Annotated in this window: 26 protein-coding genes; 17 read left to right on the top strand and 9 right to left on the bottom strand. The window is 72.3% G+C overall.

Features of this window, described 5'->3' with window-relative positions:
- Window positions 1-46: 46 nt before the first annotated feature.
- Complete coding sequence (locus Ari01nite_RS23200) at window positions 47-376, bottom strand: hypothetical protein (protein WP_203783872.1); 330 nt, start codon at window positions 374-376, stop codon at window positions 47-49.
- Between the two features lie 100 nt (window positions 377-476).
- On the opposite strand from Ari01nite_RS23200, the gene Ari01nite_RS23205 reads away from it, so the two are divergent.
- Together Ari01nite_RS23205 and dctP are read left to right on the top strand one after the other, a co-directional pair.
- Window positions 477-2,468, top strand: coding sequence for a putative bifunctional diguanylate cyclase/phosphodiesterase (locus Ari01nite_RS23205; protein WP_203783881.1), 1,992 nt, complete (start codon window positions 477-479; stop codon window positions 2,466-2,468).
- Between the two features lie 32 nt (window positions 2,469-2,500).
- Window positions 2,501-3,487, top strand: coding sequence for a TRAP transporter substrate-binding protein DctP (gene dctP, locus Ari01nite_RS23210; RefSeq protein ID WP_203783882.1), 987 nt, complete (start codon window positions 2,501-2,503; stop codon window positions 3,485-3,487).
- A 6-nt stretch (window positions 3,488-3,493) separates the two neighbouring features.
- Here dctP and Ari01nite_RS23215 read toward each other — a convergent pair whose 3' ends face one another.
- Window positions 3,494-4,510 (bottom strand): ABC transporter substrate-binding protein, encoded by a 1,017-nt coding sequence (locus tag Ari01nite_RS23215; protein ID WP_239162943.1) that lies wholly within the window; start codon window positions 4,508-4,510, stop codon window positions 3,494-3,496.
- Between the two features lie 119 nt (window positions 4,511-4,629).
- Here Ari01nite_RS23215 and Ari01nite_RS23220 point away from each other — a divergent pair, with 119 nt between their 5' ends.
- From Ari01nite_RS23220 to Ari01nite_RS23235, 4 genes are read left to right on the top strand one after another with little or no spacing between them, the layout of a single operon-like run.
- Window positions 4,630-5,067: a MarR family winged helix-turn-helix transcriptional regulator gene (locus Ari01nite_RS23220; RefSeq protein ID WP_203783887.1), complete on the top strand. Its 438-nt coding sequence runs from the start codon at window positions 4,630-4,632 to the stop codon at window positions 5,065-5,067.
- Window positions 5,054-5,560, top strand: a complete 507-nt coding sequence (locus tag Ari01nite_RS23225; protein WP_203783888.1) for a hypothetical protein — start codon at window positions 5,054-5,056, stop codon at window positions 5,558-5,560. The genes Ari01nite_RS23220 and Ari01nite_RS23225 overlap by 14 nt, the downstream gene beginning before the upstream one ends.
- Before the next feature lie 23 nt (window positions 5,561-5,583).
- The gene (locus Ari01nite_RS23230) at window positions 5,584-7,788 is read left to right on the top strand and encodes a hypothetical protein (RefSeq protein WP_203783889.1); all 2,205 of its coding nucleotides are present in this window, start codon (window positions 5,584-5,586) and stop codon (window positions 7,786-7,788) included.
- On the top strand, window positions 7,763-8,401 hold the full coding sequence (locus Ari01nite_RS23235) for a DUF2461 domain-containing protein (protein WP_203783890.1): 639 nt from the start codon (window positions 7,763-7,765) through the stop codon (window positions 8,399-8,401). Before Ari01nite_RS23230 ends, Ari01nite_RS23235 begins: the two co-directional genes overlap by 26 nt.
- A gap of 364 nt (window positions 8,402-8,765) precedes the next feature.
- Here Ari01nite_RS23235 and Ari01nite_RS23240 read toward each other — a convergent pair whose 3' ends face one another.
- Complete coding sequence (locus Ari01nite_RS23240) at window positions 8,766-9,971, bottom strand: saccharopine dehydrogenase family protein (protein ID WP_203783892.1); 1,206 nt, start codon at window positions 9,969-9,971, stop codon at window positions 8,766-8,768.
- 156 nt (window positions 9,972-10,127) lie between these two features.
- On the opposite strand from Ari01nite_RS23240, the gene Ari01nite_RS23245 reads away from it, so the two are divergent.
- Both Ari01nite_RS23245 and Ari01nite_RS23250 read left to right on the top strand, forming a co-directional pair.
- On the top strand, window positions 10,128-10,649 hold the full coding sequence (locus Ari01nite_RS23245) for an Lrp/AsnC family transcriptional regulator (RefSeq protein WP_438872220.1): 522 nt from the start codon (window positions 10,128-10,130) through the stop codon (window positions 10,647-10,649).
- Window positions 10,646-11,908 (top strand): NAD(P)/FAD-dependent oxidoreductase, encoded by a 1,263-nt coding sequence (locus Ari01nite_RS23250; protein WP_203783895.1) that lies wholly within the window; start codon window positions 10,646-10,648, stop codon window positions 11,906-11,908. The genes Ari01nite_RS23245 and Ari01nite_RS23250 overlap by 4 nt, the downstream gene beginning before the upstream one ends.
- On the opposite strand, the gene Ari01nite_RS23255 is transcribed toward Ari01nite_RS23250, so the two are convergent.
- The 3 genes from Ari01nite_RS23255 to Ari01nite_RS23265 all read right to left on the bottom strand — a co-directional run bounded on the left by Ari01nite_RS23255 (window position 11,909) and on the right by Ari01nite_RS23265 (window position 14,019).
- On the bottom strand, window positions 11,909-13,156 hold the full coding sequence (locus tag Ari01nite_RS23255) for a glycosyltransferase family 87 protein (protein WP_203783897.1): 1,248 nt from the start codon (window positions 13,154-13,156) through the stop codon (window positions 11,909-11,911). It abuts the gene before it with no gap.
- A gap of 40 nt (window positions 13,157-13,196) precedes the next feature.
- Window positions 13,197-13,580: a DUF1801 domain-containing protein gene (locus tag Ari01nite_RS23260; RefSeq protein WP_203783900.1), complete on the bottom strand. Its 384-nt coding sequence runs from the start codon at window positions 13,578-13,580 to the stop codon at window positions 13,197-13,199.
- Between the two features lie 148 nt (window positions 13,581-13,728).
- Window positions 13,729-14,019 (bottom strand): YiaA/YiaB family inner membrane protein, encoded by a 291-nt coding sequence (locus Ari01nite_RS23265; RefSeq protein ID WP_203783902.1) that lies wholly within the window; start codon window positions 14,017-14,019, stop codon window positions 13,729-13,731.
- Window positions 14,020-14,091: 72 nt separating this feature from the next.
- Here Ari01nite_RS23265 and Ari01nite_RS23270 point away from each other — a divergent pair, with 72 nt between their 5' ends.
- Window positions 14,092-14,475: a VOC family protein gene (locus Ari01nite_RS23270; protein WP_203783909.1), complete on the top strand. Its 384-nt coding sequence runs from the start codon at window positions 14,092-14,094 to the stop codon at window positions 14,473-14,475.
- Window positions 14,476-14,503: 28 nt separating this feature from the next.
- Here Ari01nite_RS23270 and Ari01nite_RS23275 read toward each other — a convergent pair whose 3' ends face one another.
- Complete coding sequence (locus tag Ari01nite_RS23275; RefSeq protein ID WP_203783910.1) at window positions 14,504-15,397, bottom strand: CPBP family intramembrane glutamic endopeptidase; 894 nt, start codon at window positions 15,395-15,397, stop codon at window positions 14,504-14,506.
- Window positions 15,398-15,450: 53 nt separating this feature from the next.
- On the opposite strand from Ari01nite_RS23275, the gene Ari01nite_RS23280 reads away from it, so the two are divergent.
- The 4 genes from Ari01nite_RS23280 to Ari01nite_RS23295 all read left to right on the top strand — a co-directional run bounded on the left by Ari01nite_RS23280 (window position 15,451) and on the right by Ari01nite_RS23295 (window position 21,003).
- On the top strand, window positions 15,451-17,319 hold the full coding sequence (locus tag Ari01nite_RS23280) for an ABC transporter ATP-binding protein (RefSeq protein ID WP_203783911.1): 1,869 nt from the start codon (window positions 15,451-15,453) through the stop codon (window positions 17,317-17,319).
- Window positions 17,320-17,397: 78 nt separating this feature from the next.
- The gene (locus tag Ari01nite_RS23285; RefSeq protein WP_203783912.1) at window positions 17,398-18,102 is read left to right on the top strand and encodes a lytic polysaccharide monooxygenase; all 705 of its coding nucleotides are present in this window, start codon (window positions 17,398-17,400) and stop codon (window positions 18,100-18,102) included.
- Window positions 18,103-18,243: 141 nt separating this feature from the next.
- Complete coding sequence (locus tag Ari01nite_RS23290) at window positions 18,244-19,884, top strand: helix-turn-helix transcriptional regulator (protein ID WP_203783913.1); 1,641 nt, start codon at window positions 18,244-18,246, stop codon at window positions 19,882-19,884.
- 54 nt (window positions 19,885-19,938) lie between these two features.
- Window positions 19,939-21,003 carry a flavin-containing monooxygenase gene (locus Ari01nite_RS23295; RefSeq protein ID WP_203783914.1) on the top strand — a complete coding sequence of 355 codons (1,065 nt, stop codon included), beginning with the start codon at window positions 19,939-19,941 and terminating at the stop codon, window positions 21,001-21,003.
- Here the strand turns inward: Ari01nite_RS23295 and Ari01nite_RS23300 are convergent.
- Window positions 20,987-21,943, bottom strand: coding sequence for a hypothetical protein (locus tag Ari01nite_RS23300; protein WP_203783921.1), 957 nt, complete (start codon window positions 21,941-21,943; stop codon window positions 20,987-20,989). The genes Ari01nite_RS23295 and Ari01nite_RS23300 overlap by 17 nt on opposite strands.
- Entirely contained in the window at window positions 21,940-22,521 is a 582-nt protein-coding gene (locus tag Ari01nite_RS23305; protein ID WP_203783923.1) for an RNA polymerase sigma factor, read from the bottom strand. The genes Ari01nite_RS23300 and Ari01nite_RS23305 overlap by 4 nt, the downstream gene beginning before the upstream one ends.
- Before the next feature lie 90 nt (window positions 22,522-22,611).
- Here Ari01nite_RS23305 and Ari01nite_RS23310 point away from each other — a divergent pair, with 90 nt between their 5' ends.
- From Ari01nite_RS23310 to Ari01nite_RS23325, 4 genes are read left to right on the top strand one after another with little or no spacing between them, the layout of a single operon-like run.
- Window positions 22,612-23,121, top strand: a complete 510-nt coding sequence (locus Ari01nite_RS23310; protein ID WP_203783927.1) for a hypothetical protein — start codon at window positions 22,612-22,614, stop codon at window positions 23,119-23,121.
- A complete protein-coding gene (locus tag Ari01nite_RS23315) occupies window positions 23,118-24,173 on the top strand; it encodes a peptidoglycan-binding protein (protein ID WP_203783931.1) in 1,056 nt (351 codons plus the stop codon). Before Ari01nite_RS23310 ends, Ari01nite_RS23315 begins: the two co-directional genes overlap by 4 nt.
- A complete protein-coding gene (locus Ari01nite_RS23320; protein WP_203783933.1) occupies window positions 24,170-24,832 on the top strand; it encodes an ABC transporter ATP-binding protein in 663 nt (220 codons plus the stop codon). The genes Ari01nite_RS23315 and Ari01nite_RS23320 overlap by 4 nt, the downstream gene beginning before the upstream one ends.
- A complete protein-coding gene (locus tag Ari01nite_RS23325) occupies window positions 24,829-26,055 on the top strand; it encodes an ABC transporter permease (protein ID WP_239162944.1) in 1,227 nt (408 codons plus the stop codon). The genes Ari01nite_RS23320 and Ari01nite_RS23325 overlap by 4 nt, the downstream gene beginning before the upstream one ends.
- Window positions 26,056-26,098 lie beyond the last annotated feature (43 nt).

Below are 26,098 nucleotides of genomic sequence, written 5' to 3' on the forward strand. Positions count from 1 at the left end.
CCGCAGGTCGCCGGGCAGGCCCTGTGGCAGCGGGAGCGCGGCGGCCTCAACCGGGTCGCGAGCTCAAGAGGCGGCTCGACGAGGCGCGGGCCGAGCTGGAGCGCAGCGCGACGCCGAGTGGGAGCACACCGGCCAGCGCGGGCGGACGGTCTACGAGCTCACCCCGGCCAGCCGGGGTGAGCCGGAGCAGTGGCTGGGCCGGCCGCCGGCGCCGCGCACCACCGAGTTCGAGGGCATGGTCAAGGGTGTTCTTCGCCGACGCCGGCTCGCTCGACCAGTTGCTGGCCACCCTCGACCGGATCGAGGACGAGGCGGCCGGGCGGCTCGCCACGCTGGCCGAACTCGCCGGGCGCGCGAGCAGGCCGGCCAGTGGCACATGGCGGCCGGTCCCGGCGGCTGGGACCCGGCAAAGGTCTTACAACAGCTCGCGACCGGATAGGGTCAGGTCCGCCGATCGGGCGCCGAATAAGGCTGCCGTGAGTGACGTCAACCGTACCGGCGTGCCCGGAACCCGACGCTGGGTGACCCGGCGCCTGGCCAGCCGCGCCCTGGCACGGACGGCCATCGCCGGCACCGCCGTCGGCATCGCGGTGCTGGCGACGCTCGCCGTGGTGGGTTCCGCGGTGACCTCGGACGCCACCACCCAGGTGCGCCGGGCCCAGGAGATCACCCGGGCCTGGAACAACATCTCCAGCCACATCAACGGGCAGGACGCGGCGCTGCGCGGCTTCCTGGCCACCGGTGGCACTCAGTACCGGCGCTCCCAGCTCGATCAGACCATCGACTCGGCGCGCAGCGACCTGGACTGGCTCCAGGAGCACGACGCCATCGACCGGGTCGAGCTCGACGTCATCCGGGGCGCGTACGCCAACTACAGCCGCATCGTCGTGCAGATCATGGCGATGGTCGGCCGGGAGGCCAGCGTCCAGGGGTACGCCGAACTCGCCTCGCTGGCCTTCGCCCCGCTGCGCGACGAGGTGCTGGAGAACGTCCGGCACAACGACGACAAGCTCACCGGCTACCTGGCCGGCGTGGACCAGCGCACGGCGTTCCAGCGCATGGTGGCCGCGATCATCATCCCGTTCTGCGCCGTGGTCTTCGGTCTCTGCGCCGTCGTGCTGGTCGGCTACCAGCGGCGGGCCGAGCGGCAGGCGGCGAGCCGGCTGCACGACGCCACCCACGACCCGCTCACCGGGCTGGGCAACCGCACGCTGCTCGGCGAGCGGCTGCGGACCGCGATCGGGAACACCGACGACGCGGGCGAGCCGTTCTGCCTGCTGCTCATCGACCTCGACCGGTTCAAGGAGGTCAACGACACGCTCGGCCACCACTGCGGCGACCAGCTGCTGGTCGGCGTCGCCGAGCGCCTGGTCGGCGCGTCCCGCGAGGGCGACGAGGTGGTCCGGCTGGGCGGCGACGAGTTCGCCCTGGTGATGCCGAACACGCCGGACCGGGCCGGCGCGCTGGAGGCGGCCCGGCGGGTGCTCGCCGCGCTGCGCCAGCCGATGGACCTGGACGGCATCACGGTCGACGTCGACGCCAGCATCGGCGTCTCGCTCTACCCCGCCGACGGCACCGACGCACCCGGCCTGCTCCGGCACGCCGACGTGGCGATGTACACCGCGAAGCGGGCGCACGCCGGCGTCGCCGCGTACGACCCGGACCAGGACCAGAACGACGCCAACAAGCTGACCATGCAGAGCGACCTGCGCCAGGGCGTGTCCCGTGGCGAGCTGGTGCTGTACTACCAGCCCAAGATCGACATGGCGACCGGGCAGCCGAGCGGCATGGAGGCACTGCTGCGCTGGCAGCACCCGCAGCTCGGGCTGCTGGCGCCGGACCGGTTCATCCCGATGGCCGAGGAGACCGGGCTGATCGACCTGATCACCACCGAGGTCCTGGACATGGCCCTGCGCCAGGTGCGGGAGTGGTACGACGCCGGCCGCGCGCTGCGGGTCTCGGTCAACGTGGCGGCCCGCTCGCTGTTCGACGTGACCTTCCCGGAGCAGGTCGTCGCCGCCCTCGAGCGGTACGACGTACCACCGGAACTGCTCACCCTGGAGATCACCGAGACCGCGCTGATCGCCGACCCGGAGCGGGCCAACCTGGTGCTCGAACGGCTGCGCGCGCACGGGGTCGACATCTCGATCGACGACTTCGGCACCGGCTACTCGTCGATCGCGCACCTGCGGGCCATGCCGCCGCACGAGCTCAAGATCGACCGCAGCTTCGTGATGCGGATGTGCACCGACGCGCGGGACGAGACCATCGTGCGGGCCGTGGTCGAGCTGGCCAAGGGGCTCAACCTGCGGGTGGTCGCCGAGGGCGTGGAGGACGCAGGCGCGTTCGAGGCGCTCAGCGCGCTGGGCTGCGACGAGGCACAGGGCTACCACATCAGCCGGCCGCTGCCGCCCGCCGAGCTGGCGGCCTGGCTGGAGACGGTGCACGAGAATGTGATGGTTGCCTGAACGTACCGGCGCCACGACGTTACGTTGAGGTGGTGGATCGACGGCACCTGCTGACCCTCGCGCTGGGCGCCACCACGGTCGGCGCCTGCGGCGGCCGGTCGTCCACCACCGGCGGGGACGGGCCGATCGTGGTCAAGGTCGCCGACGCGGTGCGGGCCACCAACCCGATGGTCGCCGCCGAGCGGTACTTCGCCGAGCAGGTGGGCGCCCTGACCCAGGGGCGGTACCGGGTCGAGGTGTCGGCCGGCGGCGTGCTGGGCGACGACAACCGGGTCAACGAGATGGTGCGGACCGGTCAGGTCGCGTTCGCCAAGACCCTGGTGAGCAACCTTTCGGCGTACGACAAAAGGCTCGGCGTGCTGGGCCTTCCGTACGTGTTCGCGGGTGAGAAGGAATGCATGGCGGCGCTGGACGGCGAACTGGGCCGGCGCTGCGCGACGATCCTCTACGAGTCCGGGCTGGTGACGCTGGCCTACTTCTACGGCGGCGAACGCAACCTCTACAACGCCAAGCGTCCGATCCAGACGCCGGCCGACGTGAAGGGCCTGCGCATCCGGGTGCCGCAGAACATCGTCTCGATCGACATCGTGAACGCGATGGGCGCCAGCGCCGTGCCGATGGCCACCAACGACATCCTGTCCGCGCTCCAGCAGCAGGTGGTGGACGGCGCCGAGAACAACACCGTCTACTACGTGACCGAGCAGCACGTGGTGTACGCGCCGTACTACTCCCGCACCCGCCACCAGCAGAGCGTCGACGTGCTGATCGCCAGCCGGAAGTGGCTGTCCGAGCAGCCGGCCGACGTGCAGGACGCGATCAAGGAGGCCGGCCGGCGCACCCAGACCGAGGAGATCCGGCTCTGGGCACTCGAGTCCACCCGCTCGGTGGACGCCGCCACGGCCCAGGGCGCCAAGGTCAACGACGCCGACGTGGACGCGTTCCGCCGGGCCGTCGCCCCGGTGCTGCGGGAGCACCGGGGTGCGTTCGGCGACCTGGCGACACTGCTGCCGGACGACTGACTGATCTCAGTACTGGCGGGTGGGCAGGACTTCCTTGGCCTTGGCCTGGTCGAACACGGTCTCGTCGGTGACCACCCGGGTGGGCAGGGTCTCGCCCGCGGCGGCCTTCTTGACCAGGTCCATGAGCTGCGGCCCGAGCAGCGGGTTGCACTCCACCACGAAGTTGAGCTTCCCGGCGGCCAGCGCCTCGAGACCGCCGCGCGAGGCGTCCACCGTGATGATCAGGACGTCCTCGCCGGGCTTCTTGCCGGCCGCCTCCAGCGCGTCGATGGCGCCGAGGCCCTCCTCGTCGTTGTGCGCGTACACCACGTCGATGTCCTTGTGCTTCGCCAGGAAGGTCTTCATCACCCGCTCGCCGCCCTCGCGGGTGAACTCGCCGTCCTTCGAGTCGATCACCTTGAGATGGGGGTAGGACTCGATCGCCTCGGTGAAGCCGACCCGCCGGTGATTGGCCGGCGCGGAACCGGTGGTGCCCTCGATCTGAACGATCTTGATGTCGTCCTGCCTGCCCCGGTAGCGGTCCACCAGCCATTGGCCGGCCTTGCGCCCCTCGGCCACGAAGTCGGAGCCGAGCAGGGTCCGGTACAGCGAGGTGTCGGTGGTGTCGATGGCCCGGTCGGTGAGAATGACCGGGATCTTGGCGTCCTTGGCCTCCTGGAGCACCGCGTCCCAGCCCGACTCGACAATCGGCGAGAAGGCGATGACGTCGACCTTCTTCTGCACGAAGCCCCGGATCGCGGTGATCTGGTTCTCCTGCTGCTGCTTGCCGTCCTGGAAGTCGAGCGCGATGCCGGCCGACACGGCCGAATCCTGTACCGACTTGGTGTTGGCGACCCGCCAGGAGCTCTCCGACCCCACCTGCGAGAACCCGAGCGACACCTGCTCGGTGCCGCCGCCCTGTCCCCCGGTGTCGGTCTTCTCCTCGGCCTTGTCGCCACACCCGGCCGTCACGGCCAGGCTGCAGGCCACCAGCGCGACCAACCCGGCCCGCCGCATCCGTCGTGTCCACGAGACGTTCGCCATGAGCTCCCCCGACCTCGGCAACATCTCGGGAAGCCTTACACATAAATCGGGGCAATACCGGCGCTTCTACGGGCATCGATTGGTTGTGCCATCAAACCATTTGGTTGTACGGTCGAACCGTGAGCGATGCAGACCTGGCGGCCGCCCAGGAGGCGCTGATGCGATTCGTGCGCCACTTCGGCCTGCACAAGCCCGACCGGACACCGTGCGGCCAGCCGTTGCCGGTGTCCGAGGCGTACGCGCTGGCCGACCTGGCCCGCGAGCGCCGGCTGCGCCAGGTCGAACTGGCCCGCCGGTTGCGGCTGGAGAAGAGCACGGTGAGCCGCCTGGTCGGCAACCTGGTCGGCCGCGGCTGGGTGCGCCGCTCGGCGGCCGGCGACGACGCCCGCGGCGTGCTGCTCGAGATCACCGAGGCCGGCGCCCGGGCCGCCGAGGTGCAGGCCGCCGCCCGGCATGACCGCCTGTCGGCCCTGCTCGCCCGAGTCCCCGACGACGAGCGCGGCGCCGTGGTGGCCGCGCTGCAGACCTTGGCGGAGGCCGCCGATGACCCAAGCTGACCGTCCCTCCCGCGGGATCACCCGCTCCCGCGCGGCCGCCGTCTGGCTCGCGGTTGTCGCCGTTGCGCTCGGGCCGCTGGCCGGCGGGTGCACCGGCGACCGGCAGGCCGAGGTGGCCGAGCGCGGCCGGTCGGTGATGCCGTTCGACCTCGACCGCACCACCCACCGCTTCACCAAGAACCCCGGCGGCGGCGAGCAGACCGTCGTGTCCGGCGAGCCCGGTCAGATCGCACTGATCCGGCAGCACCTGCGGCAGGAGGCCGAGCGGTTCCGCGCCGGGGACTTCGCCGATCCGGCCGCCATCCACGGCGACGCCATGCCGGGCCTGGCTGCGCTGCGCGCGAGCGCGGGACGCATCACCGTCACGTACGCCGACACCCCGGACGGCGCCCGGATCACCTACGCCACCACCGACCCGGCCCTCGAACAGGCGCTGCACCAATGGTTCGACGCCCAGGTGAGCGACCACGGACGGCACGCCACCCCGGGCTAGCCACCGCTCTCTACTGTGGAGTGATGGCGGACCGTCAGTCACCCGGCAGCTACCTGCGGTCGTTGCTCACCCTCGATCGGCTGCTGCGGCTGGCCGCCGTGGTGCTGTCCGGGCTCATCCTGGTCCGGGTGCTGTTCGCCGGCACCGCCGGCTGGTGGTCGATCCTGCTCGTGGCGGGCACGGCCGCGCTGGTCCTCGGGGTCGTCAAGCTGGCCGAGCGGATGCGCACGCTGCTGCCCGGCGACCAGACCGGGACGGCCGACTCGCTGTCCAACTCCCGGTTCGCCGCGTTCGTGGCCACCCGGTCCCGGCCGGCCGCCGTGCTGGCGCTGCTGGTGCTGGTCATCCACGCGGCGATCACCGGCTACATCGGCATCTGGACCATCCTGATCACCGTCGTGCTGGCCGCCATCGCCACGCTGCTCAGCCCCAACCTGCGGCTGGTCGCCCTGCTCGGCGGCACGGCCATCGTCTTCGCGGCGGCCACCGTCTTCGTCGCCGACGCGTTCCAGGGCAGCGCCGAGGCGCGGGCGCTGGCCGTCTCGGTGGCCGGCATCATCCTGCCGGTACTGGTTTCCGACAAGCTGACGACGCTGGTCAAGCTGCCCCCGCTGACCACCGCGCACCACGCGGTGCTGGCCGTGCTCACCCTGGTGCTGGGCTTTCTCGGCTGGACCCGCGCCGACTGGCTGCCCGGCGTCTCCAACGACTGCTACACGCTGCCGACCTCGACCGGCATCACCACGCTGCGCGCCACCGCGGACGGCGACCGCTGCTACGGCCTGCTCGACACCGCCGACCCGGGCGTGTTCGCGGCCGGCGCGTTCGGCAAGGACCCGGTCACCATCGCGCTGCAGCGCCGCATCCTGGCCGCCAACCGCGGTCTCGAGGACGGCGACCTGACCGTGGTGTGGCTGGGCGCGCTGTCCTGCGAGCCGCTGCCGGCCGACCGCACCCGCTGCGCCGACGGCCGCGACTATCCCTCCGAACGCGACCAGCTGCGGGCACTGCTGTATGCCCAGGCGCACATCGCCGCGACCAAGAGCCACCGCATGCACGTGGTCATCGCCGACGCCACCCAGGACGTGGAACGCATCGACGACATCGCCAAGATGATCATCGACCGCCGCCCGGCCCTGGGTTCCCGCCTGGTCGTGATCGGCGGCGGCGACAGCCGGGACACCACCCAGCAGGCGATCAACCGGCTGCTCGACGCCGGCATCCCGTTCATCGCCCCCAACCTGCTGGCCGACCTCGGCGCGCCCGGCCGGCCGTTCGTGGACCGTCCCGGCTACCTCCAGCTGGCGCCGTCCAACCTGGCGTACGCCCAGGACGCCGTCGACCGCCTGAGACTCCGCTTCGACAAGGGTTTCCGGCTGGACATCTACCAGCACCCCAGCCCCACCGACCACTACACGACCTCGCTGGTCAACGATCTGCTGGCCGCGGTGCGGGCCGCGCCCGGCGGGACCGCCCGGCACGTGGCCGGCCCGGACCGGATCGACGACGGCATCTGCCCGGCGAACCCCGACCCGAAGCCCACCGTGCTCTACTTCGCCGACCGGTGGACCCGCTTCGCCGAGTTCGTGCAGCGGGTCAACGAGGTCTGCGGGCACGCCCGGCCCCGGCTGGTGATCGCCGACGTCTCGGTGAGCCGCTTCATGGCCAACTACCAGCTGCGCGCGGCCACCAACGCGGACTGGCCGGTCGACTACAACGTGGGCGGCCCGTCCTGCGCCGACCTGACCCCGGCCGGTTTCGCCGCCCTGAGCAAGCAGATCCACGACTTCCGCGACCTGGTGCGGCTGCGGCCCGGTGCGACGTTCACCTGCGCCGACCGCCTGCCCGCCGCGGCCGGCGGCCGGCTGACCAACGCCTGCCCGCTGGACGCCGCGGTCAAGTTGACCAGCCAGCCGTGCCCGGCCAACGACCTGGGCACATACCTGATCCCCGCCTGGGACGCCGCCCTGCTGGCCGATGCCCTGCTGCCGGCCGCCCCGCCGGCGGGCAAGGACTACCTGACCGCCCTGGAGCTGCCCCGGTTCACGCTGTCCACCGGCAAGACCGCGAGGGTGATCGGCGGCCGCCTGGAAAAACCCACGATCGACGTACGGGTGTGGCACGTCGACCCGCTCAACAATCCCGCGACGGTCTGGGAGCGCCCGAGCGCCGACCTGCGCGGCGCTGACCTAGACTCGTCCGGTGACCTTCCACGGCTGGCCGAGTGAGGCACTGGAGTTCTACGAGGGCCTGAGCGCCGACAACTCGAAGACGTACTGGACCGAGCACCTGACCGTCTACGAGACGCAGGTCCGCGCCCCGATGACCGAGCTGCTGGCCGCCCTCGAACCCGAGTTCGGCCCCGGCAGGATCTTCCGCCCGTACCGCGACGTCCGGTTCAGCAACGACAAGACCCCGTACAAGAATCACTTGGGCGCCTGGCTCGAGTTCGGCGGCTACCTGCAACTGTCGGCCGACGGCCTGGCCGCCGGCTGCGGCATGTACCAGCTGGCCCCCGACCAGCTGGACCGCTACCGCCGCGCGGTGGCCGACGACCGCACCGGCCGCGAGCTGGAGTCGGTGATAGCGACCATCGAGCGGGCAAAGGTCGGCGTGCACGGCCACGCCTCCCTGAAGACGGCCCCGAAGGGCTACCCCAAGGACCACCCGCGCATCGACCTGCTGCGCCACAAGGGCCTGACCACGTGGCACGAGTGGCAACCGGCCGCCTGGCTGGGCACCCCGGCCGCCAAAAAACGCGTCGTCGACTTCCTCCGCACCAGCCGCCCCCTGCGCACCTGGCTGAACGACCACGTAGGCCCGTCAACCGCCACCCACTGACCCCTCCCGCAGCGCAGCGCTCCGGCAAAAGCCGCAATCAACCCATACCCACCCCCGGCGCCCCTCGAACGCCCACGTAACAGTCCGCTAAATTCGCGCATAAGGCAAGATATCGGGCGCGGACGGCAGCTTGGGCCATGACAGCTGCGGCAGCGGCCCAATGCTCCCAGCGGGCGGCGGTTGCGCTCGCCGCGATCACCAGGCGGCGGACGACGGTTGTGCTCGCCGCGATCACCAGCCGGCGGACGACGGTTGCGCTCGCCGCGGTCACCAGCCGGCGGACGGCGGCGCCGGCGCGATCGCGACCGGTTGGCCGGAGGCCGCGAAAGGCGATCGGCACCCAAGCACCGGCCGCCGTCCACCGTCACTGTTCGCGGATCTCCCACGGCGTGCCGTACTCGATCAGTTTGTCGAGGAAGGGGACCGCGTCGAACGCCTCCGGGCCCAGCACGCCGGTGCCGCTCCAGGTGCCGGCGGCCAGGAGTTCCAGGGCCACGATCGGGTTTACCGCGGTCTGCCACACCACGGCCTGGCTGCCGTACTCGCGCATCGACCACTCGTTGTCGACCAGGTGGTACAGGTATACCGAACGCGGGGTGCCGTCTTTGCCGAGGCCCGTCACGAGCGTACCGGCGCAGGTTTTGCCTTTCATTTTGTCGCCCAGCGTGGCCGGGTCGGGCAGCACCGCGGCCACCACGTCTCGCGGGGAGACCTCGGCGTTGCCGACGCGCACCGGCTTGGTGCTGTCCAGGCCCAGTTTGTGCAGGGTGCGCAGGACGTCGATGAACTCGCGGCCGAGGCCGTACTTGAACGTCACCCGGCCGGCGTCCACCCAGCGCGGGATCAGCAGCACCTCCTCGTGCTCCACGTGGACGCACTCGACCGGGCCGATGCCGCCGGGGAAGTCGAACGTCTCCGGCTCGCTGAGCGGCTCGGCGGTGTACCAGCCGCGGTCCTTCTCGAAGATCACCGGCGGGTTCAGGCACTCCTCGATCGTGGTCCAGACCGAGAACGACGGCGCGAACTCGTAGCCCTCCACCACCAGGTTGCCGCCGTCGCGGATGCCCACCTCGTCGATCCGGCTGAACAGGTGGTCGGCCGCGTACCGGGCGAAGACGTCCGACAGGCCGGGCTCCACACCGATGCCGACCAGCGCCAGGCGACCGGCACTCTCCCAGGCGGGAGCGGCTTCGAATTGTTCATCCCCGAGCTTCACCCCGGTTTGGCGGTACGGGTCGGAGGCGTGCGGACGGGAGAGCGACATCGCCATGTCGAGGTAGTCGGCACCGGCGGCCAGTGCGCCCTCGAAGACCGGCAGCACGAACCGCGGGTCGACCGCGTTGAGCACGTGGGTGATGTCGTGTGCGCGGCACAGGGCCGCCACCGCTTCGGCCGAGGAGGCGTCGACCCGCGCCGCGACGAACCGGTCGTCGGCCACCGCCTCGACGGTGCGCTCGGCGCGGGACAGGTCGTAGTCGGCGACCACGAACCTCGAGTAGAAGTCGCGGCGGGCGGCAATGCCGGTCGCGGCGGAGCCAACTCCGCCCGCGCCGACCACCAGGACGCGCATGGGAAACACACCTTTCAGGCATATGTGGTTTCTGATCACTGAAACCGTGTCCCAAGAGCCTCCCGGCCACGGAAAACCTTGTCAAGAGCGATCAACTCTGCGATAAACGCAGTTCACAGCCCGCTTCCAGGGGACGAGGAGGTACGGATTCCATTGATGGGCGCAAACCGGACGAGCGATTCGATTGCCGTGCACCCCTACCCAGGGAAGAATCGCGGCGTGACGGCGGACCTGGCACTGGATCAGATCAACAAGCAGATCATCGAGCACCTCCAGCGGGACGGCAGGATGTCGTATGCGACGCTCGCCAAGACCATCGGGCTGTCCGAGGCCGCGGTGCGCCAGCGGGTGCAGCGGCTGCTCGACGGCGGGCTGATGCAGATCGTGGCGGTCACCGACCCGCTGACCCTCGGCTTCGCCCGGCAGGCCATGGTCGGCCTCAAGGTCACCGGAGACCTGCGCGCGATCGCCGACGAGATCGCCGCCATCCCCGAGGTCGACTACGTGGTGATCTGCGCCGGCGGTTTCGACCTGCTGGTGGAACTGGTCTGCACCGACGACGAGCACCTGCTCGACCTGCTCAACGAGAAGGTCCGCACGATCAAGGGCGTCACCGGCTGCGAGACGTTCATGTATCTCAAGCTGGCCAAGCAAACGTACGCGTGGGGCACCCGTTGACCGTTCCGTCCTTCTGGCTGCACTCGCTCGGCCCGATCACCCCGCGCCCGCCGCTGGCCGGCGACCGGACCGCGGACGTGGCCATCGTGGGCGGCGGCTACACCGGACTGTGGACGGCGTACTACCTGGCACGGCTCGCGCCCGCACTGTCGGTCGTGGTGCTGGAGGCGGAATACTGCGGCTTCGGCGCGTCCGGCCGCAACGGCGGCTGGGCGTCCGGCCTGTTCCCGGTCGCCGAGGACAAACTGTCGAGGCGGTACGGCGCGGACCGCGCGGCCGCCATGCACGCGGCGCTCGCCGACGCGGTCGACGAGGTGGGCCGGGTCACGGCGGCCGAGGGCATCGACTGCCACTACGCCAAGGGCGGCACGATCTCGCTGGTCCGCTCCCCCGCGCAACTGCGCCGCGCGTACCGGACCAAGGGTTTCGTGGGTGCCGAGGAGGCCCGCGCCATCTGCGGCGCGAGCGACGTGCTGGGTGGTGTCTACAGCCCGGACTGCGCCGCGCTGCACCCGGCCCGGCTGGTGCGCGGGCTGGCCGAGGCGGTCGCGGCCCGCGGGGTGACCATCCATGAGGGTACGAGGGTGCGCCGGGTCGCCCGCGGCCTGGTCGAGACGGAACGCGGAACGGTCCGCGCCGGCACCGTGGTGCGGGCGCTGGAGGGTTACACGGCCCGGCTGGCCGGCCACCGCCGCACGCTGGCACCGGTCTACTCGCTGATGATCGCCACCGAGCCGTTGCCCGCGGCCGACTGGGAACGGATCGGCCTGCGCCGGCGCGAGACGTTCACCGATGAGCGCCACATGATCATCTATGGCCAGCGGACCGCGGACGACCGGCTCGCGTTCGGCGGCCGCGGCGCGCCGTACCACTTCGGTTCCCGGGTCGAGCCGGACTTCGACCGGGTGCCCGCGGTCTTCGACAGCCTGCAAGCCACGCTGACCGAGATGTTCGGCATCCGGCCGCCGATCGCGCACCGCTGGGGCGGCCCGCTCGGCATCCCGCGCGACTGGATGCCGTCCGTGGGCCTCGAGGACGGGATCGGCTGGGCCGGCGGGTATGTCGGCGACGGAGTCGCCGCCGCCAACCTCGCCGGGCGTACCCTCGCCGATTTGATCTCCGGCACCGAGAGTGACCGGACCGCCCTGCCCTGGGTGGGCCACCGCTCGCGGCTCTGGGAGCCCGAGCCGATCCGCTGGCTCGGCATCAACGCGGCGCTGCGCGCCACCCACCTGCGGGACGCGCTGGAACGCTCCTGATCACGCCACCCAGTTCGTGTGCATGGCGGTCGCCGCGAACATGAGTGCCTGCAGGCCGAAGCCGAGCATGAGATAGAGCCGGTCCACGAACTGGTGCCGGCCCATCCGGGCCAGGATGACGAACGCGGCCGTCCACTCCAGCGCATACCGGGGTGCCGACATCAGCCAACGCATCTCGAGCATGGTCGAACAGATCACCACGATCGGCACCAGCGACGCGACCAGCAGGAACCACTGGTCCCGGCGGACCTTCCACGGCCCGACGAAGCCCAGCACCACCAGGATCAGGGCGAACAGCACGGTCAGCGCCTCGAACATGGTGATCAGATAGAACTCGGTCGGCACGAAACCCGGCCCGGTCGGCCCCTGGGTGAAGGTGAGCTTGAGCGCCTCGAACAGGGACTGGCCGGGCCAGCCGTAGTAACGGCCCCACGCGTCCTGGGCGTCGATGAAGGCCCGCCAGCTGCCCAGGGCGAAATGACAATAGACCGAGTACGCGACCAGCCCGAGCGGGACCAGCCCGAAGCTGAGCACCTCCCACCGGACCGCCCGCCGCAGGTTCCACCCGGACTGCCGCAGATACTCGTACGCGAGCGGCGCGGCCAGCAGCAGCCCGAACAGCCGGGTGCCGCCGGCCAGTCCCGCGAGGCTGCCGGCCAGCCACCAGTGCCCGCGCCGGCCGGCGTAGAGCGCACCGATGCTGAGCAGCAGGAACATCGACGAGTTGTAGGCGTGGTAGAGGAAGTACGCCATCGGGAACGCGGCCAGGTAGAGCAGCGTCCGGGACGCGATGGTGGCGCCGAACTCGTGATCCACGAACCGGTAGAGGACCATGAGGCAGAAGTACGCGCAGATGGCGGAGACGACGGCCGCGGCGATCAGCGCCCCGCCCGGCACGACGAAGTTGACCGCCCAGATCGCGATCGGGAACAGCGGGTAGAAGGCGCGGGCGTCCGGATGCCCGTCCGCGTATCCGATCTCCGCGATGCCCACGTAGTAGTTGACGTCGTTCGTCTTGAATCCGCCGAGCATGTGCTGCAGGTCCGGCATCTGCCCCAGCGGGATCCGCCAGGAGAAGAGCGTGAAGACCGCGTACGCGACGTAGGCCGCGCTCCAGATGATCAGCGCCGCGATCGCGGCCCGCCGCCACGGCCGGTCCGGCGGCTCCGGGGTGGCGGTTTCCGCGGCGTCCTGCGGGTCTTCCGGGAGAACGGCCGTCTCCTCAACTGGGGCACTCACCTGCGACACGGCCGGGACTATACCGATGGTCGGCCGGTGCCGATGACCCTCACGAGGTGGCGGCCGCCACGTACGAACGGGCGATGATTTCGCGCAGCACCGCGGGGTCGGCCCGGTCGAGGCGCTTGAGGTAGAGGCAGCCCTTGCCGGTGGTGTGCGGCCCGAGCCGGGCGAGCAGATCGGCGTAGTCCTCCATCTGCCCGGTCAGGTAGAGAACCGACTGCGCCTTGCGCGGCGCGAAGCCGACCGCCACCGTGTCACCCTCCCGCCCCGACTCATACCGGTAGTGCCGCGACCCGAACCCCACAATCGACGGGCCCCACATCGCCGGCGACTCCCCGGTGACCTCGGCCATCAGGTCGGCCAGTTCGCGGGCCTCGGCCCGGCGCCGCTCATCCGGGATGGCGTCGAGAAACGCCGGCACGTCAGTCATGGGCCGATCCTCCCAGATCGGATTCCGCCTCGCGGACGTCCGTCAGCAGCTTCGGTGCCACCGCTTCGGTCACCCGGGCGTCACCGGTACGGCCGGCCGGCACCCCGTGCGGCGCCCGCCCCGCGCCGGCCTCGAAGCCGGAAGCTGTCTACACCGAGGGCGTCTTGAACGGATCGTGCTCGTTCAACAGCTTGTCGATCCGGGCCTGATCCACCCGCCGGACCACGGTGCCGGCGTCCTGCGCGTCCCGGATGGTTTTGGCGAGGGTGAACGACGAGGTGACGACGTAGAGCAGGCCGATGGCGAGAAACGCGCGGATCCAGCCGCCCACCGGCAGACAGTAGATGCCGATCCCCAGCGCGAAAAGGCCGATGCCGAACGAGGCAACGGCCTGCGCGTAGAAGGCGGCGGTGACCTTCGGCTGAGTAGTAATCTCCATGCCGCGAATCCTGCCGCCCCCACCGGCCGCGGCGAATGAGTGCCGGTACTCACCTGATGGCAGCATGTCCGGATGGCGACTTTCCGTGACGCGAGCCCGATCATCTACACCGAGGACCTGCCCGCCTCCCTCGCGTTCTACCGCGACCGGCTCGGCCTGCCCGAGACCTACCGCTTCCCGGATGACGGCGAGGCTGTGTTCGTGGGCCTGAACGGCGTCTCGCTGGCCGCGGTCACCGACGGCGAGACCGGCTCGCACGGCCTGCCGATCCGGCCGCGCGCGGGCCGCCAGTTCGAGATGTGCGTCTACACCGACGACGTGGACGGCGCGGTCGGCGAGCTGCGCGACGCGGGCGTGCCGGTGCTGGTGGAGCCGGCCGACCAGCCGTGGGGCGAGCGGATGGCGTACGTGGCCGACCCCAGCGGCCACCCGGTCATGATCTGCGCGACCGCGTAGCGGCCACGTAGCGGCCACGCCTGCGGGGTCACGCCACCAGGTCGTGGTCGCGGTTGCGGCGTACGGCAAATGGATAAAGCAGCCCGATCGCGGCCAGCATGATCAGCCAGCCCTGCCAGCCGCTCAGGCCGACCAGCCAGGCGTTGACGGACTGGGTTTCCTCGTGGTCGGCCACCACCACGAACACGAAGTTGAAGACCACCGTGTTGTTCACCGCGTGGGCGACCACCGCCGGCCAGATCGTGCCCGAGGCCAGGCGTAGCAGGCCGAGCACCATGCTGAACAGGATGCAGAAGATGACGAACGGGACGATGGACTGCCTCGCGTCGGCGCTCATCGACAGCCACGGTCCGATGTAGAACGGCAGGTGCCACACACCGGCGATGGCCCCGATGACGATCATCGCGGGCCAGACGCCCATCCGGTCGCCCAGCCGGGTCAGCAGGTAGCCGCGCCAGCCCCACTCCTCGTAGAACGCCAGCGGCAGGATCAGCACGAACTGCAGCAAGTTGGCCAGCAGCGCGCTGACCGCGACCCCGCCGGGGAACCCGGTCTGGCCGGCGGTCTCCGGTGCGTACCTCTCCCGCAGGGCCGAGTATCCGGTCAGGTCGGCCGGGAAGATGCCGGTCCACGCGTTGACCGCGACCACGACGACCGCCATGGCCAGGAAGATGCCGGCGGCCAGCAGGCAGTAGCGGACGGTCCGGCCCACCGGGCGCACCGGGACCAGCGCGGTGGCCCGGGCGATGCTCGGCGGGCGCCACACCCAGCGCACCGCCACGAAGGTGGCGATCGCGACCGACACCATCGCGGCGATGAACAGGATCCGGATCCCGGTGAGCTGTTCGACCACCCAGATCAGCCAGGGCAGCGCGAACACGACGGCGAGGAAGACATATACATCCCGGTACGTTTGGCGCACCCGACCAGTAAAGCGGTTGACCTCAACCTTCGTGCAGGTTCTAACCTCGCCCGATGAGCATGGAAGTCACCGCCTGGATGTCGCTGCACCACGCGATGAACCAGCGCGACCAGCGCCCCTTCTCCAAGGCCACCCTCCAGCGGATCGGCCAGTTCGCCCGGCCGCACAAACGCCCGCTGGCCGGATTCCTGATATGCAGCGTGGTGGCCGCCGTGCTGACCGTGGCGGCGCCGGTGCTCGCCGGGCGGGTGGTCGACGCGATCGTGACCGGTACCGACACCGCGACCGTGGTGTGGCTGGCCGCGGCGATCGCGGTGATCGCGCTGGCCGAGGCGGGGCTGGGGCTGCTGACCCGGTACCAGTCGGCGCGGATCGGCGAGGGACTCATCGTCGACCTGCGGACCTCGGTCTTCGATCATGTGCAGCGCATGCCCGTCGCCTTCTTCACGCGTACCCGGACCGGGGCTTTGGTCTCCCGCTTGAACAACGACGTGATCGGGGCGCAGCGGGCGTTCAGCGACACGCTCTCCGGCGTGGTCGGCAACACGGTGACGCTGCTCCTGACGCTCGGCGTGATGCTGACGTTCTCCTGGCAGATCACGGTTCTCGCGCTGGCGCTGCTGCCGATCTTCGTGCTGCCGGCCCGGCGGATGGGGCGCAAGCTGGCCCGGCTGGAGCGTGAGGCGGCCGAGCACAACGCGGCGATGAGCACCCGGATGACCGAGAAATTCTCGGCGCCGGGCGCCACCCTCGTGAAGCTGTACGGGCGGCCGGCGGAGGAGTCCGCCGAGTTCGCGGCGCGCGCCTGGCGGGTGCGGGACATCGGTGTCCGGACGGCGATGCTGCAATGGGTCTTCATCACGGCGCTCACCGTGGTCGGCTCGCTCGCTCTTGCTCTGGTGTACGGGCTGGGCGGCGTCTACGCGATCCAGGGCCGGCTCGACGCCGGCGCGGTGGTGGCGCTCGCCCTGCTGCTGTCCCGGCTGTACGCGCCGCTGACCGCGCTCGCCAGCGCCCGGGTCGAGGTGATGAGCGCCCTGGTCAGCTTCGAGCGGGTGTTCGAGATCCTGGACCTGACGCCGATGATCGAGGACCGGCCGGACGCGCGGGGGCTGCCGGACGGACCGGTCGCGGTGGAGTTCGACGACGTACGGTTCGCCTACCCGTCGGCCGACAAGGTCTCGCTCGCCTCGCTCGAGGACGTGCTCAAGCTGGACGACCGCGGCGGCGAAGAGGTGCTGCACGGCGTCTCGTTCCGGGCCGAGCCGGGGCAGATGGTCGCCCTGGTCGGCTCGTCCGGCGCCGGCAAGTCGACGATCGCCCAGCTCCTGCCGCGGCTCTACGACGTGGAAAAGGGCGCGGTCCGGCTGTCCGATCACGACGTACGCGACCTGACCGCCGACTCGATCCGGGACGCGGTGGGCGTGGTCACCCAGGACGGGCACCTGCTGCACGACACGATCCGGGCCAACCTGCTGTTCGCCCGGCCGGACGCGACCGACGACGAGCTGTGGGAGATGCTGCGCCGGGCCCGGCTGGACGACCTGATCCGGTCGCTGCCGGACGGCCTCGAGACGGTGGTGGGCGAGCGCGGCTACCGGCTGTCCGGCGGTGAGCGGCAGCGGCTCACCATCGCCCGGCTGCTGCTGTCCCGCCCGCGGGTGGTGATCCTGGACGAGGCGACCGCGCACCTGGACTCCACCTCCGAGGCCGCGGTGCAGGCCGCACTGGGCGAGGCGCTGAGCGGCCGGACCAGCGTGGTGATCGCGCACCGGCTGTCGACGATCCGCAGCGCCGACCTGATCCTGGTGCTGGAGAACGGCCGGGTGGTGGAACGCGGCCGGCACGCCGACCTGCTGGCCGCCGGCGGCCGGTACGCCGAGCTGTACCGCACCCAGTTCGACCAACCGGTACCCGCGTAAACGCGACGAGGCCCTGGCTGCCTGCCAAGACATCGATTACCGTGAATGCTTCACAGGTATTACACGGAGGTGTCAATCATGGCAACACTGGCCTCGACGCACCGTGTCTGGCTGGTCAGGGCGCTCGCGCTGGTGTCGGCCGCGGTGGCCGCCGTCGCGGTCGCGGCGGCCGTCCCGTCCCGCGCCCTGGCACACGGCAACATCATCGACGCGCCGTCGCGCAACTTCGGTTGCTGGCAGCGCTGGGGCACCAACCACATGTCGCCGGACATGCCGGCCCAGGACCCGATGTGCTACCAGGCCTTCCAGGCCAACCCGAACACCATGTGGAACTGGATGAGCCTGTACCGCAACGGGATGGGCGGCAACTTCACCGCCGCCGTACCGGACGGCAAGCTGTGCAGCATCAACGGCAGCGAGGGCGGCCTCGGCAACTCGCTCGACGCGGTCGGCAACTGGACCGCCAGGAGCGTGAGCCGCAGCTTCACCCTCACCCTGCACGACCAGGCCAGCCACGGCGCCGACTTCGTCCGGGTGTACGTCACCAAGGCGAGCTACAACCCGGTGACGCAGCCGCTCGGCTGGGGCCACCTGGACCTGGTCGCCGAGGTCGGCAACACCCCCGCGGCACGCTGGACCCCGGCCACGTCGCCCAACAACGGCGTGCAACTGCGGATCCCGGTCACCGCGGGCCACTCCGGCCGCGCCGTGGTGTTCACCATCTGGCAGGCCAGCCACCAGGACCAGACGTACTTCATGTGCAGCGACGTGAACATCGCCTGAGACCAGCACCCCCCGCGGGCCGCGTCCCTTCCTGCGGGACGCGGCCCGCCCCTTTCCCGGCGGTCGTCGGTGCCGAGATCTGACACCTCGGATGGCCGTTCGGACGACGCGGGCCCCGGCGCCCGGCGGAAGGCTGGCGGGATGACCGGCGGCGACCCGATCCACCGGGGCCGGGACGCGTTCGCGCGCCGGCGGTGGGCGGACGCCTGGGCGCACCTGTCCGGGGCTCGCGCCAACCTCGGCCCCGACGACCTCGAGATGCTGGCCACCGCCGCCTATCTGACCGGGCGCGACGACGACAGCGCCGACGCCTGGACGTGTGCGCTGGCCGGGCACGCCGCGGCCGGGCAACCGGACCGGGCCGCGTTCTGCGGGTTCCGGGCCGGGCTGGTCTATCTGCACCGCGGCGAGGCCGCCCGGGCCGGTGGCTGGTTCGGGCGGGCCCGGCGGCTGCTGGACGCGGCCGGGCAGGACGGGGTGGCGCGCGGATATCTGCTGGTGCCGGAGGCGTTGCGCGGGCTGGCCGCCGGCGATGTCGAGGCGGCTCGGCGGCTGTTCGGGGAGTTCACCGCGGTGGCCGACCGGTTCGGCGACCGGAACGCGATGGCGATGGCCCGGCTCGGCACCGGGCAGGCGCTGATCGCGGGCGGGGACACCGGGGCGGGGCTGGCGCTGCTCGACGAGGTGATGGTCGCCATCGGCGCCGGCGAGGTGTCGCCGATCGACGTGGGCATCGCCTACTGCGCCGCGGTGCTGGCCTGTCAGCACGCCTTCGACCTGCGGCGGGCGCAGGAGTGGACGGCGGCGCTCGGGCGGTGGTGTGCGGGGCAGCCCGACCTGGTGCCGTACCGCGGGCAGTGCCTGGTGCACCGGGCCGAGGTGATGCAGTGGCGCGGTGACTGGCCGGACGCTCTGCGCGAGGCCACCCACGCCTGCCGGCACCTCGAGCGGCAACCCGCCAGCGGGCCGGCGCTCGCGCTGCTCGGCGACCTGCACCGGCTGCGCGGCTCGTTCGGGGCGGCCGAGGCGGCCTACCGGGATGCCGGGCGGCTCGGACACGAACCGCAGCCGGGGCTGGCGTTGCTGCGGCTGGCCCAGGGGCGGGTGTCCGACGCGTACGCCGCCATCCGCCGGGTGCTGTGCGAGACCGGGTTGCCCGCGCTGCGGGCCCGCGTCCTGCCCGCGTACGTGGAAATTGCTCTGAGCGCGGGTGAGACGCCCACCGCAGGCACCGCGGTCGAGGAACTCGGCCGGATCGCCGCCGCCGGACCCACCCCGCTGCTCACCGCGCTGGCCGGCCGCGCCCGGGGCCACCTGCTGCTGGCCACCGGCGACGCCACCGGGGCACTCCCCTGCCTGCGCGAATCCTGGCGCTACTGGCACAACCTGACGGTGCCCTACGAGGCCGCCCGCACCCGTGTCCTCATCGGACGGTCCTGCGCGGCGCTCGGTGACGCGGACAGCGCCGCCATGGAGCTGGACGCGGCGCGCCGGGTGTTCCGGCAGCTCGGTGCCGCACCCGACCTGGCCGGGCTGGAGACGCGGGCGCCCGGCGGGCTGACCCGGCGCGAGACCGAGGTGCTGCGGCTGGTGGCGGCCGGGCTGACCAACCGGGGTATCGCCGCCGAGCTGTTCCTCAGCGAGCGGACCGTGGCCCGGCACGTGGCGAACATCTTCGGCAAGCTCGGCGTGGCCAACCGGTCGGCCGCGACCGCCTATGCCTACCGGCACGACCTGGCCGGGCCGGATACACACAATTACCCAGTACGCCCCGGGCCGTGAGCTGGTCATCGCGGCCGACGCGGGCGGACGGCCGGCGGCCGTAGCGTCCCGGCCATGGACGAACGGGTGGAAACAGTCATCATCGGCGCCGGTCAGGCGGGTCTCGCCACGGGCTATCACCTGCGCCGCAGCGGACGGAACTTCGTGATCCTGGAGGCCGCGGCGCGGATTGGCGACGTCTGGCGGACCCGGTTCGACTCGCTGCGGCTCTACAGCCCGGCCTGGGCGGACGGCCTGCCCGGCTACCCCTTCCCGGCGCCCCGGTGGTGCTATCCGACGAAGGACCAGATGGCCGACTACCTGGAGGCGTACGCCCGGCGGTTCGCCCTCCCGGTGCGCACCGGCACGCCGGTGGGTGAGGTGACCCGCGAGGGCGACGGATATCTGGTCACCGCCGGGCCGCACCGGATCGCCGCCGCGCACGTGGTGGTGGCGTCCGGCACCTTCCAGCGGCCGGTCACGCCGTCGTTCGCCGGCGAGCTGGACCCGGCGATCCGGCAGCTGCACTCGGCCGCATACCGCAATCCGGACCAGCTCGCCGAGGGGCCGGTGCTGGTGGTCGGCGCCAGCCACTCCGGCTGCGACATCGCGCTGGAGGCGGCCCGCACCCGGCCGGTCGTCCTGGCCGGGCGCGACCGCGGGCAGATTCCGTTCCGGCCGGAGAGCGCGACGGCCCGGGTGGTGCTGCCGGTGCTGGTGCTGCTGGCCCGCTACGCGCTGACCGTGCGGCACCCGCTGGGCCGCCGGATGCGCCGGGAGATCCGCGCGCACGGCGGCCCGCACATCCGGGTCAAGCGCGCCGACCTGGCCGCCGCCGGGGTGGAGCGGGTGCACGACCGGGTCACCGGGGTGCGCGACGGGCGTCCGGTGCTGGCCGGCGGCCGGGTGCTGGACGTCGCGACTGTGGTCTGGTGCACCGGGTTCGACAAGGACAGCTCGTGGCTGCGGCTGCCGGTGGCCGGCCCGGACGGCTGGCCCGAGCAGGTACGCGGCGCGACCCGCTGGCCCGGCCTGTACTTCGTCGGGCTGCCGTTCCTGCACTCGTTCGCGTCGATGCTGGTGAGCGGGGCCGGCGCGGACGCCCGCCGGGTGGCCGGCCGGATCAGCCGAACCGGGTGACCTCGGTGCGGTTGCCGTCGGTGGACCCGATCACCCGCTGCACCAGCTTGCCGGTGGCCGGGTCGAGGGTGAGCTCGGCCGTGGTGGCCCGGCCGCCGTCGGTCAGCCGCGGGCCGCGCAACTCGAGGTAGGGCACCCGGAACGTGTCGCCGGCCGGCAGCAGCACCGCACCGGGCTCCCCCGCCGCGAGTTCCAGGGCGGCCGCCCGGTGCGCCCGGCCCACCTCGGGGCTGGACAGCAGCTGGCCGATGACCGTCCAGCGCAGTGCCGCGCAGTCGACCTCCGGGGCGTTGCGGCACATCTTCGCGATCCGCTCGCCCAGGTCGGCGGGGCCGGACGGCAGCTCGGTGCCGGGGTGCGGCATGCCGAACGTGCCGGCGATCCACCGCGGATTCGTGTACGACGGGGCGCCCGGCACACCGCGGCGCAACTCGGCCCACTTGGCGTCCACGTCGGAGACCGTGCCGTCGAACAGGCGCCGCGGCGCCGCGGACCGGCAGCCCTCGGTCGCCGGGGCCGCGGTCACCTCGGCGGCCAGCCGGCCGGGCACCGCGCCCAGCGGTCCGGTGCCGGCGGCCGTCCAGGTCTGCACGGTGGTGGCGGTGACCGTGCAGCCGGCCGCGGTGCGGGACACGACGGTGCTCCGGGTGCGCTGGTGCAGGTCGCCGGCCGGCCGCTCGGGTGCCTGGGCGGCCGCGGCCGCGAGCCGGTCGAACACCTCGGCGGGCGAGGCCACCGCCGGCGGTGGGACGACCGGGTCGCCCGGTGCCGGCCAGAACTGGACCGCCCCCGCCACGGCGGCCGCCGCCGCGGCGGCCAGGGCCGGTGCGAGGTAGCGCTTCCGGCGTGGCCGCACCCGCGACCGCAGCTGATCGAGCGTGTGCTGTTCGGCGTCGGTGAGGTCGTAGGCGTAGTCGGCGTCGCGTCTGCTGGTCGTCATCGTCCCTCCTCCTCCTTGGCGGGGAGAGCCCGGAACAGGCGGGCCCGGGCCCGGGCCAGGCGCATCCGGGCGGTGCCGGACCGGATGCCCAGCTCGGCGGCGGCCTCGGTCACGGTGAGGTCGCTGCGGACCATGCTCTCCAGCAGTTCCCGTTCGGCCGGCGGCAGGCCGGGCACCGCCGCCAGCGCCGGTCCGGCCAGGTGGTCGGCGTCCATCCGGTCCTCCAGTTGCTCGTACGCGTCCGGCTCGGGGTCGTGCCGGCCACCGAGCCGGTCCATCGCCCGGCCCTCGGCGGCCAGCCGGCGCCAGCGCATCGCCACCAGGTTGCGGGCGATGCCGAACAGCCAGGCCCGGGGCTCGCCGCAGCTCGGGTCGTAGCGGGCCGCCGACTCCATGGCCGAGATGAACGTGGCCGCGCTCAGGTCGGCCGCGTCGTGCGGGTTGCCGACGGCGCGCGTGAGGTACCGGCCGAGCACGCGGACGTGCCGGCGGTAGAACTCCTCGACCGCCTGCGGATCACGATCGAAAACCCGCAGCAGGTCACGATCGTCGACCGCGGCCAGATCGGCCTCGCGCACCCTCACATTCTCGCCTTTGCACACCACCCGCGGGGCGTCACATGTGACGCCCCGCCGGCCTCGCGCAATGTCGGTGCAGGAGGTGGAGAGATGCTTCGACGCATCACGATCGGTACCGCCGCGCTGCTGGCCCTCGCGGCCTGCGGCCCGGCCAAGGCAGAACCCCAGGTCGCCACGGCGGTGACCGCGACCGCCCCGGCGCCGTCCGCGCCGGCCGCCGCCGGCGACAAGGACCGGGCCCTGGACTTCGTCAAATGCATGCGTGCGGAGGGCGTGCAGGTGGCCGACCCGGACCCGCAGGGCAACTGGGCGATGCAGCCGGGCGACAAGACCGACCCGGACTTCCCGGACGCCATGCAGAAGTGCAAGGCGCTGCGCCCGGACGTACGCCCGGACGGTTCGGCCGGCCTCACCGAGGAGCAGGCCGCCACGCTGCGCCGGTTCGCGCAGTGCATGCGGGACAACGGCGTACCGGACTTCGCCGACCCGGGACCCAACGGATTCGACGTGCCGCCCAAGGACGCGGCCGCCGCCAAGCGTGCCCAGCAGACGTGCCTGCCGATCCTGGGCGCCGACCCGGACGGGCCCGTCAGCGGATGAGATTCCTGCGAGCCGTGGGCATCGGCGTCGTCCTGGCCGGGACCGCCGGTGCCGCCGCGCTGGCCGCGATCGGGTTCGACGGCCGCGGTCAGCCGTCGGCCGGCGCGTCCACCACGGCGCCGCCGGTGACCAGCCCGATCACCCGCACCACGCTGGCCCGGTCGGTCACCGTCGAGGCCACCCTGGACTACGGCGCGCCGCTGACCCTGGCGGCCACCACGCCGGGCACGCTGACCTGGCTCCCGCCGGCCGGCAGCACGGTGACCCGGGGCGAGGCGGTGCTGCGCGCCGACGACCTCCCGGTGGTGCTCCTGCACGGTCCGCTTCCGATGTACCGGCAGTTGTCCAAAGACCTCAAGGGCGCGGATGTACGCCAGTTCGAGCGCAACCTGCGGGCGCTGGGCTACCTGGGTTTCACCGTCGACGACGAATACTCCGTGCACACCGAGGCGGCGGTGAAACGCTGGCAGAAAGACCTCGGCCGGCCCGAGTCCGGCAAGGTGGACGTGGGTGCGGTTCTCTACACCCCGGGTCCGGTGCGCGTGGCCAAGCCGCTCGCCCGGCTCGGCGCGCCGGCCGCCGGTGACGTGCTCACCTACACCGGCACCGACCGCACCGTCACGGCGCAGGTGCAGCTCACCGAGCAGTCCTGGGCCAAACCCGGCGCACCGGTCACCGTGCTGCTGCCGGACGGCCGCAAGGCCGGCGGCAAGGTGTCGGCGGTCGGCGCCGAGGTGAGCGAGTCCGAGAGCGCCGAGGGTGCCGCGACACCGACCGCCGCGGTCACCGTCGTGGTGTCCGACCAGGCCGCGCTGCGCGCGTTCGACCGGGCGCCGGTGCAGGTCAGCCACGTCGTCGAGCAACGTAGGAACGTGCTGACCGTGCCGGTGGCGGCGTTGCTCGCGCTGGCCGAGGGCGGTTACGGCCTGGAGATCCGGGAGGGCGGGGGCACCCGGATCACGGCCGTGCAGGTCGGCATGATCGCGGACGGCCGGGCCGAGGTCCGCGGGCCGGGCCTGGCCGAGGAGATGCCGGTGGTGGTGCCGCAATGAGCGTCGTCGAACTGGACCAGGTGGCCAAGACCTACCCGGGCGGGGTGGACGCGGTCGCGGGGGTCTCGCTGCGGATCGCGTACGGCGAAATGATCGGCATCGTCGGGCCGTCCGGCTCGGGCAAGTCGACCATGCTGCACCTGATCGGCACGCTCGACCGGTCGACCGCCGGCACGGTGCGGATCGACGGCCACGATGTCGACCGGCTCACCGACCGGCAGTTGTCGGCGCTGCGGGCGAGCCGGATCGGGTTCGTGTTCCAGCAGTTCCACCTGGCGGCCGGGGTGTCCGCGGTGGACAACGTGGCGGACGGCCTGCTCTACGCCGGGGTGCCGCGGCGCGAACGGCTCCGGCGCGCCGCGGCCGCCCTCGACCGGGTGGGGCTGGCGGCCCGGGCGGAGCACCGGCCGCACCAGCTGTCCGGTGGCGAGCGGCAGCGGGTGGCGATCGCCCGCGCGGTGGTCGGCGACCCGGCGCTGCTGCTCGCCGACGAGCCCACCGGCAACCTCGACTCGGCGTCCGGCGCCGCGGTGATGGCGATCCTGGCCGAGTTGCACGCGGCCGGCACCACGGTCGTGGTGATCACCCACGACCAGCAGATCGCCGAGTCGATGCCGCGCCGGGTGCGGATGCGCGACGGCCGGGTGGTGGCGTCGTGAGCCGCTCGGGTCCCGGCTGGTTTCGGCCGGCCTGGTTGCGGCCGGGCCGGGTGCGGCCGGCGCGGCTGCGGCCGGCCGACGTGGTGCGGGTCGGCGGGGCCGGGTTGCGCGCCCATCCGCTGCGGGTGTTCCTGTCCACCTTCGGCATCGCGGTGGGCATCGCGGCGATGCTCTCGGTGGTCGGCATCGCGTCGTCCAGCCGCGCCGAACTGGACGCCGCCCTCCAGCGCCTCGGCACCAACCTGCTCACCGTGACGCCCGGCAAGACGCTGACCGGCGAACCGGCACCGCTGCCGGCCGACGCGGTGGCGATGGTGCGGCGGGTCTCGCCGGTGACCGCGGCGTCGGCCACCGGCACGGTCCGCGCTGCCGTGTACCGCAACGAGTTCATCCCGACCGGCGAGACCGGCAGCATCGCGGTGCTGGCCGCCCAGCCCGACCTGCTGGGTGCGGTCGGCGGCCGGCTGTCGGCGGGCCGGTGGACGGCCGGTGACCTGCCGACCGTGGTGCTCGGCGCGATCGCGGCCGACCGGCTCGGCATCCGGCACGCCGGGCCGCGGGTGTGGCTGCGCGGCACCTGGTTCGGCGTGGCCGGCATCCTGGACCGGGTGCCGCTCGCGCCGGAACTCGACACCGCCGCGCTGGTCGGCTGGGCGGCGGCCGAGCACTACCTGGCGTTCGACGGCCACCCCACGATGATCTACACGCGCTCGGTGGAGAGCCAGGTGGAGGCGGTGCGCGCCGTCCTGGCCCGGACCGCAAACCCCGCAGACCCGCAGGATGTACGGGTGTCCCGGCCGTCCGACGCGCTGGCGGCCCAGCGCGCCACCGGATACACCCTGGGCGCCCAGTTGATCGGCCTGGCGGCGGTCGCCCTGCTGGTCGGCGGCATCGGGGTGGCCAACACCATGGTGATCTCGGTGTTGGAACGCCGCTCCGAGGTGGGGCTGCGCCGCGCGCTCGGTGCCACCCGCGGCCAGATCCGGGTGCAGTTCCTGGTCGAGTCGCTGCTGCTGTCCCTGCTGGGCGGGGTGGCCGGCACCGCGCTGGGCATCGCGGCCACGGCGGCGTTCGCGGCGTACAAGCACTGGCCCACCGTGGTGCCGGCCTGGTCGACGGCCGGCGGCATCGGGGCCACCGTGGTGATCGGAACGCTGGCCGGGCTCTATCCGGCGATGCGGGCGGCCCGGCTCGCCCCGACCGAGGCGTTGGCGGCGCCGTGACAGAGCGAGCGGCCCGCCGTGATGGCGGGCCGCTCGTCGGTCA

The organism is Paractinoplanes rishiriensis (assembly GCF_016862375.1).
Classification (GTDB): domain Bacteria; phylum Actinomycetota; class Actinomycetes; order Mycobacteriales; family Micromonosporaceae; genus Actinoplanes; species Actinoplanes rishiriensis.

Bases quoted from the DNA above. Each gene is read 5' to 3' on its own strand.
- Ari01nite_RS23280 (WP_203783911.1), top strand. From the start codon at position 15,451: ATGAGCATGGAAGTCACCGCCTGGATGTCGCTGCACCACGCGATGAAC.
- Ari01nite_RS23315 (WP_203783931.1), top strand. From the start codon at position 23,118: ATGAGATTCCTGCGAGCCGTGGGCATCGGCGTCGTCCTGGCCGGGACC.
- Ari01nite_RS23225 (WP_203783888.1), top strand. From the start codon at position 5,054: ATGACCCAAGCTGACCGTCCCTCCCGCGGGATCACCCGCTCCCGCGCG.
- Ari01nite_RS23310 (WP_203783927.1), top strand. From the start codon at position 22,612: ATGCTTCGACGCATCACGATCGGTACCGCCGCGCTGCTGGCCCTCGCG.
- Ari01nite_RS23285 (WP_203783912.1), top strand. From the start codon at position 17,398: ATGGCAACACTGGCCTCGACGCACCGTGTCTGGCTGGTCAGGGCGCTC.
- Ari01nite_RS23240 (WP_203783892.1), bottom strand. From the start codon at position 9,971: ATGCGCGTCCTGGTGGTCGGCGCGGGCGGAGTTGGCTCCGCCGCGACC.
- Ari01nite_RS23270 (WP_203783909.1), top strand. From the start codon at position 14,092: ATGGCGACTTTCCGTGACGCGAGCCCGATCATCTACACCGAGGACCTG.
- Ari01nite_RS23320 (WP_203783933.1), top strand. From the start codon at position 24,170: ATGAGCGTCGTCGAACTGGACCAGGTGGCCAAGACCTACCCGGGCGGG.
- Ari01nite_RS23265 (WP_203783902.1), bottom strand. From the start codon at position 14,019: ATGGAGATTACTACTCAGCCGAAGGTCACCGCCGCCTTCTACGCGCAG.
- Ari01nite_RS23295 (WP_203783914.1), top strand. From the start codon at position 19,939: ATGGACGAACGGGTGGAAACAGTCATCATCGGCGCCGGTCAGGCGGGT.
- Ari01nite_RS23290 (WP_203783913.1), top strand. From the start codon at position 18,244: ATGACCGGCGGCGACCCGATCCACCGGGGCCGGGACGCGTTCGCGCGC.
- Ari01nite_RS23260 (WP_203783900.1), bottom strand. From the start codon at position 13,580: ATGACTGACGTGCCGGCGTTTCTCGACGCCATCCCGGATGAGCGGCGC.
- Ari01nite_RS23215 (WP_239162943.1), bottom strand. From the start codon at position 4,510: ATGGCGAACGTCTCGTGGACACGACGGATGCGGCGGGCCGGGTTGGTC.
- Ari01nite_RS23230 (WP_203783889.1), top strand. From the start codon at position 5,584: ATGGCGGACCGTCAGTCACCCGGCAGCTACCTGCGGTCGTTGCTCACC.
- Ari01nite_RS23300 (WP_203783921.1), bottom strand. From the start codon at position 21,943: ATGACGACCAGCAGACGCGACGCCGACTACGCCTACGACCTCACCGAC.
- Ari01nite_RS23245 (WP_438872220.1), top strand. From the start codon at position 10,128: ATGGGCGCAAACCGGACGAGCGATTCGATTGCCGTGCACCCCTACCCA.